This is a genomic window from Thiolapillus sp. (assembly GCF_048562965.1).
Taxonomy (GTDB): Bacteria; Pseudomonadota; Gammaproteobacteria; order Chromatiales; family Chromatiaceae; genus Thiolapillus; species Thiolapillus brandeum_A.
In genome coordinates this window covers 1-5161 of the sequence record NZ_JBHNMF010000225.1, presented here as the reverse complement: position 1 = coordinate 5161, position 5161 = coordinate 1, and the positions used below count along the sequence as shown (strand labels likewise).

The 5161-nt window shown below is 55.9% G+C and carries 7 protein-coding genes; 3 read left to right on the top strand and 4 right to left on the bottom strand.

Features of this window, described 5'->3' with window-relative positions; translation table 11 throughout:
• The first annotated feature begins 32 nt into the window (after nucleotides 1–32).
• Nucleotides 33–431 (top strand): hypothetical protein, encoded by a 399-nt coding sequence (locus tag ACOCD2_RS11870; protein ID WP_293653923.1) that lies wholly within the window; start codon nucleotides 33–35, stop codon nucleotides 429–431.
• 322 nt (nucleotides 432–753) lie between these two features.
• Here the strand turns inward: ACOCD2_RS11870 and rsgA are convergent, their stop codons facing one another.
• From rsgA to ACOCD2_RS11855, 3 genes are read right to left on the bottom strand one after another with little or no spacing between them, the layout of a single operon-like run.
• Nucleotides 754–1761 (bottom strand): small ribosomal subunit biogenesis GTPase RsgA, encoded by a 1008-nt coding sequence (gene rsgA / locus ACOCD2_RS11865; RefSeq protein ID WP_293644205.1) that lies wholly within the window; start codon nucleotides 1759–1761, stop codon nucleotides 754–756.
• A 9-nt stretch (nucleotides 1762–1770) separates the two neighbouring features.
• The gene (locus tag ACOCD2_RS11860; RefSeq protein ID WP_293644206.1) at nucleotides 1771–2013 is read right to left on the bottom strand and encodes a cytochrome c; all 243 of its coding nucleotides are present in this window, start codon (nucleotides 2011–2013) and stop codon (nucleotides 1771–1773) included.
• Nucleotides 1970–3313 (bottom strand): M48 family metallopeptidase, encoded by a 1344-nt coding sequence (locus ACOCD2_RS11855; RefSeq protein WP_293644207.1) that lies wholly within the window; start codon nucleotides 3311–3313, stop codon nucleotides 1970–1972. The genes ACOCD2_RS11860 and ACOCD2_RS11855 overlap by 44 nt, the downstream gene beginning before the upstream one ends.
• Nucleotides 3314–3412: 99 nt before the next feature.
• On the opposite strand from ACOCD2_RS11855, the gene orn reads away from it, so the two are divergent.
• Nucleotides 3413–3958 (top strand): oligoribonuclease, encoded by a 546-nt coding sequence (orn, locus tag ACOCD2_RS11850; protein WP_293644208.1) that lies wholly within the window; start codon nucleotides 3413–3415, stop codon nucleotides 3956–3958.
• On the opposite strand, the gene ACOCD2_RS11845 is transcribed toward orn, so the two are convergent.
• A complete protein-coding gene (locus ACOCD2_RS11845; protein ID WP_293644210.1) occupies nucleotides 3949–4539 on the bottom strand; it encodes an outer membrane protein assembly factor BamE in 591 nt (196 codons plus the stop codon). The genes orn and ACOCD2_RS11845 overlap by 10 nt on opposite strands.
• Nucleotides 4540–4621: 82 nt before the next feature.
• On the opposite strand from ACOCD2_RS11845, the gene fur reads away from it, so the two are divergent.
• On the top strand, nucleotides 4622–5047 hold the full coding sequence (gene fur / locus ACOCD2_RS11840) for a ferric iron uptake transcriptional regulator (protein WP_293644212.1): 426 nt from the start codon (nucleotides 4622–4624) through the stop codon (nucleotides 5045–5047).
• Nucleotides 5048–5161: the final 114 nt, after the last annotated feature.

Below are 5161 nucleotides of genomic sequence, written 5' to 3'. Positions count from 1 at the left end.
GTGGCTGAAAGACCAAGCGTGTCTTCGGCCTCGTGATAGATTTTGGGACATCCCAGTCCCCAAAATCGACTCGGCCTTTGACAACCTATTTGTGCCCCAGCCGTCCTGGTCACCAAGCACTGCGCAACAACTTCGCAAGCTCGTTGCTGCTCCGTACTTGGCTCCCATATGACTGGACGCCGCGTTCGGAGGCCTACTTTGTTTTCCCTCTGGCGCAAGGCACGCCGGGAAAACAGTGCGGCCTCGCGGCTACTGGGGACTACCAGCCTTCGCTTCGCTCTCCATGGCTGGCAGCGTGTGAGTTTCAGTTTACAGATGCCTTTATTGAGGATACGCATGCCGTGTTGAAGAGTTTAAGGCAACGCATGGATTTGGAGGAGAATACAGTCATACCCAGGCTTGAAGGAGCGGAGATTCTGGCACGAGCTTGAGGATAATAGAACTGTACCTTGATTTTTAACCGGCATGATGCCGGTTTTTTTATGTACAGGATGTACGGTATGCCGCGAGAGGCCATGGATGGCCGGAGCGGCGCATCTCCAGGGATGTAGTGCACTGGCACGCTCCTTGGCTCTGGCTCCTGCTTCGCTCTACCTCCTCCATCCATGGAGTCGTGCATTGCCAGCACTTCCGCCATCCTCGGCGGTCGTATGCCGCAGGCGCAGTGCACTGGAACTGCTTTCGACAACTGCTCCTGCGTTGCTCTACTAGGGTACATCCTTGTACTTATCCCGGCAGTTCCAGCATTCCCTCTCAGCGGCCCTTGTTGAGCTGTTCTGCCATGTGCAGGAAGTTTTTCAGCCTGTCGGGGTGGATGGCGCCGCTTTTCATGGCTTCGATGAGTGCGCAGCCGGGTTCGCTGCGGTGGGTGCAGTTGCTGAACTGGCAGTTTCCGAGGTAGGGAGCGAACTCCCGGAATCCCTGCTCCAGTTGCTGACGGCTGATCTGACCCAGGCGAAAGCTGCGCACTCCCGGTGAGTCGATAATTTCACCGCCATTGGCGAGGAAATGCAGGGTGGCGACAGAAGTGGTGTGCCGGCCAAGGCCGCTGGCTTCCGACAGTTCTCCGACGGTTTCTTCCCGCTGAGGGATCAGGGCATTGATCAGGGAGGATTTTCCCACTCCCGACTGTCCCACCAGGATGCTGGTTTCACCGGCCAGTCTTTCCTGCAGGGGTTTAAGTCCGTGTTCAAGATGGGCGCTGACACCCACCAGCGGGTATCCGATGTCCTGATAGTGGCTGAATTGCTGTGCAAACTGCTTCCATTGTTCCTTGTCGAGCAGATCCGCCTTGTTGAGGGTGATGAGCGCCTTGACGCCAATCAGTTCCGCGGCGACCAGGTACTGGTCGGTAAGGTAGCCGGTGGGGGAGGGTTTCGGCGCCAGCACCACGATGAGTTGGGTGATGTTGGCGGCCAGGGGTTTGTCCCTGCCACTGTAATCGGGCCGGGAAAGCACGGTATCCCGGGGAAGCAGGGAAACAACCACTCCCTGATCGTCACTTGCTGTTTGCCACAGCACCCGGTCGCCGCAAACGATTTCTCCCAGATTCTGGCGAAACAGGCAGTGATGGTTTTTACCCTGTTTATCCTGAACCAGCAGATGCTGCCCGTGACGGCTGATCACCCGGCCACGACGGGTGTCGCTGTCCGGGGCATCGAGCAGGGTTTGTTCAACCCGTTGGGAAAGCCTTTTCTGGCGATCTTCCTGCAGTTTGGCAATGCGCTGGCGCTGCCTGTTGGTAAGACGCCGCTGAGCCATCAGCCGGGACTATTTTCCGAAGTGATAGTAGTTGTCATTCAGGTAATCAGTGAGGGAATGGATGTCGTCGTCAAAGAGCTTCTTGCCGAGATTGGCGTCGCACATGCGCACCTGGGATTCGAGTCGGGGAAGGGAGTTGACACGACGTTTCTTGCGCGTATAGACGCTGCTGTCATGGCAGCCGGTGCAACTGGTCTGATGGAATTTTTCAGCCTGGAAATCTTCGGATGCGCCGGCACTCGCAGTGAGCACAATGAAGAGAGCGGTAAAGGTCAATAGCTGTTTCATGGGTTCTGGCCTGTATCTGTCGGTTACTTGAGTTTAGAGGATAAATGGGCAATGCGCACGGTAGCGGGTGGCTGTGGTGAAAGGCTGAATACAGGGGGTCCGGGGTGAGTGTGCTGGCGTTGTCCCGGTACATTTTGACAAGGCCACTGATAAGTGCGGCGGCACTGGACTGCTGCGCGGCATAGTTGTCCGCCTCGAACTCGTGCTTGCGTGACAACGATGAAAAGATAGGCGTAAAAAAGGTGGTGAAGGTGGGAATCACGAGCAGAAACAGCGCCAGCGCCATTGCGTGGCTGTGATGGTGGGCGCCCAGCCCCTCGAAAAACCACGGCTGCTGCATCAGCCAGCCCAGCAAGGCCAGTCCCAGCAGGGAAATGAGCGCCATGGTAAGCATCATCTTCAGTACGTGACGGCGTTTGAAATGTCCCAGTTCATGGGCGAGGACGGCTTCGATCTCGTCTGCCTCGAGGCTTTTCAGCAGGGTGTCGAAAAAGACGATGCGCTTGTTCTTTCCAAAACCGCTGAAGTAGGCATTACCATGACTGGACTGCCGGGAACCATCCATCACGAACATGCCGTTGCTGTTGAACCCGCAACGCAGCAGCAAATCTTCCAGACGCTCCTTGAGTGACAGATCCTGCAGCGGGCTGAACTTGTTGAACAAAGGCGCAATCACGCTGGGATATGCCCAGGTAAAGAACAGGGTAAAGCTCATCCAGACCAGCCAGGCGCCTATCCACCAGGTGTCGCCGGCTTTTTCCATCAGCCACAATATGCTGGCGACCAGGGGGTTGGTGATTGCCAGCATCAGGATCAGCTGCAGCAGCTGGTCGGTCACGAAGCGCCGCGGTGTGGTCCGGTTGAAGCCGAATTTTTCCTCCACAACAAAGGTGCGCCAGGCGCTCAGGGGTAGCTCCAGCAATGTGGACAGGGCGAGCACGGAAAGCAGCAGTCCGGTGCCCTGCCACAGCGCAGGAATGTCCAGAGACTGCCACCAGGCATCCAGCCAGTTCAGGCCGCCACCGAGGGTAAAGGCGAGCAGCAGAAAGGCGCCGAACAGCAATCCGATCTGCTCCATGCGGATATTCGCCAGGGTGTAGCTGGCCGCCTTGCGGTGCTGTTCCAGGCTGATCTTTTCGGCAAAGGCTTCCGGCACGCGGTTGCTGTGTGTCCTGACCGAAAGCGTCTGGCGACGCAACAGCCACAGTTCCAGTACCAGTCCCCCCGCAAGCAGCAGGAGAAATCCCCAGGTAAAGTCGTTCATCTGTTTTTTTCAGTGGGATGGAGCAATAAGCACATTTTACGCAATCCGTGCCGGGCATGTCGTAAAATGCGGCAACTTTTTCAAACTGCGAGATGCATTATGCCTGTTTCAAAAGACAACCTGATCTGGATCGATCTGGAAATGACCGGTCTGGATACAGAAAATGATCAGATCATCGAGATAGCCACCATCGTTACGGATTCCGAGCTGAATGTCCTGGCCGAGGGACCGGAGCTGGAGATCTTCCAGCCTGAGGAGGTACTTGCTGCCATGGATGAGTGGAATACCCGTCAGCACGGAGCATCAGGACTGGTGGAGCGTATCAGGAACAGTGACTGCAGTACCTCCCGGGCTGAAGAGGAGACCCTGACCTTCCTGCGCGAATGGGTGGCTCCCGGAGCTTCACCCATGTGCGGCAACAGTATCTGTCAGGACAGGCGTTTCATGGCGCGCCTGATGCCGGCGCTGGAGGCGTTCTTCCACTACCGGAACCTGGATGTGAGCACCCTGAAGGAACTTGCCCGTCGATGGTCACCGGAAATGGCGGAAGGCTTTGAAAAGAAAGGCTCGCATCTGGCTATGGATGATATTCGCGAATCCATCGCCGAACTCGCCTACTACCGCGAGCACTTCATTCAGGGCTGATCGGCCGGTTTGCTGTCAGCCTCTTCGGCGGATTTTTCCTGAGCCTCTGCTTCTATGGCCTGCTGGGCTGCTTCGGCATCTTCCGTCTCCAGGCCCACCATGTTGACGACTTCTTCGAACAGGGTCTTGTGGGGTGGCTGCCAGTCCGGCACGGTGATGATGGTGTTGGGATTTTCCGGTGCGCCTTCGCCCTTGATGGGCGGCAGGGGCTGGTAGTCGCCAACGATACGCGCCAGCTTGTCATCCTCGAAATACAGGGTCAGGTGCTTCTCCAGCTCGATGTGACCGATGCCCATACCGTAATAATAGTCCCAGCGATTGTCGTGAAAAATATCCTGTATCAGCGCGGTGCCCATGACCAGCTGCACCTGCTTCTTGTGCATGCCCGGCTGCAGCATATTTACATTGTCCTGGGTAATGAGATTCCCCTGAATGATCTGGGGCCGATAGACAAACGGCAGTTTTTCCAGGGACTCGGGGATGACATTCCCGAATACATCCCAGGTGTCCTTGTCGATATCTATGCTGCTGCAGGCGCTCAGGCTTGCACTCAGGGCAATAGAAATGAGAAGCTTACGCATTGGCGTCCCGTGTAGACTGAAAAGATTCAGGTGCACATGATAACGGATTCCGCCAGTGGCGGCATCTGAATTGGAGACAGAAATGGATCAGCAAACGATTCGCAAGGCCGGTTTGAAGGTGACCCTTCCCCGAATGAAGATTCTGGAAATTCTCGAAGAAAATGCGCAGCGCCACATGACGGCTGAAGACGTGTACAAGGAACTGTTATTGCGTGACGAGGAAATCGGTCTGGCCACGGTTTACAGGGTGCTGACCCAGTTCGAAGCCGCCGGTCTGGCGGAGCGGCATCACTTCGAAGGCGGCCAGGCGGTATTCGAGCTGAATCGTGGCGAGCATCACGACCACATTGTTTGCCTCACCTGTGGCAAGGTGGAGGAGTTCATGGATGAAACCATCGAAAAATGTCAGGCCAAGATCGCCAAAAAGCACGGTTTCACCATCGCGGACCATTCGCTGATCCTTTACGGCGAATGCAACAATCCGAAGTGCCCCAACCGGCCTAAATAGTTACCGTCTATAAATAGCTATCTTTTTCGGGCAGCTCCAGATAATTAGCGCATGCCAATATACTGAATTAATTAATCACCTGCCTTGACAAGGATATTGTCGTTTGCAGGGAGC

Excerpts from the sequence above, each read along its gene's own strand:
- rsgA (WP_293644205.1), bottom strand. The coding sequence starts at position 1,761 with ATGGCTCAGCGGCGTCTTACCAACAGGCAGCGCCAGCGCATTGCCAAA.
- ACOCD2_RS11855 (WP_293644207.1), bottom strand. The coding sequence starts at position 3,313 with ATGAACGACTTTACCTGGGGATTTCTCCTGCTGCTTGCGGGGGGACTG.
- orn (WP_293644208.1), top strand. The coding sequence starts at position 3,413 with ATGCCTGTTTCAAAAGACAACCTGATCTGGATCGATCTGGAAATGACC.
- ACOCD2_RS11845 (WP_293644210.1), bottom strand. The coding sequence starts at position 4,539 with ATGCGTAAGCTTCTCATTTCTATTGCCCTGAGTGCAAGCCTGAGCGCC.
- fur (WP_293644212.1), top strand. The coding sequence starts at position 4,622 with ATGGATCAGCAAACGATTCGCAAGGCCGGTTTGAAGGTGACCCTTCCC.